Source organism: Thermomonospora catenispora (assembly GCF_006363815.1).
GTDB lineage: Bacteria > Actinomycetota > Actinomycetes > Streptosporangiales > Streptosporangiaceae > Thermomonospora > Thermomonospora catenispora.
Window position 1 is genome coordinate 1 of the sequence record NZ_RRYT01000106.1, and the last position, 336, is coordinate 336.

At 49.4% G+C, this 336-nt stretch carries 1 protein-coding gene; it reads left to right on the top strand.

Annotated features, from left to right (window positions below; all coding sequences use genetic code 11):
• Positions 1 to 94: 94 nt before the first annotated feature.
• On the top strand, positions 95 to 336 hold a 242-nt coding region (yciA, locus tag EIO00_RS24010; protein WP_241661567.1), incomplete at its 3' end, for an acyl-CoA thioester hydrolase YciA.

A 336-nucleotide genomic window follows, 5' to 3' on the forward strand; every position in this document is an offset into this window, starting at 1 on the left:
AGCATCGCGCCTGTGATTTTCCTTTTAAGTCGGTTTTACCATGTCTACAACACATAACGTCCCTCAGGGCGATCTTGTTTTACGTACTTTAGCCATGCCCGCCGATACCAATGCCAATGGTGACATCTTTGGTGGTTGGTTAATGTCACAAATGGATATTGGCGGCGCTATTCTGGCAAAAGAAATTGCCCACGGTCGCGTAGTGACTGTGCGGGTTGAAGGAATGACTTTCTTACGGCCGGTTGCGGTCGGCGATGTGGTGTGCTGCTATGCACGCTGTGTCCAGAAAGGGACGACATCGGTCAGCATTAATATTGAAGTCTGGGTGGAGTATTG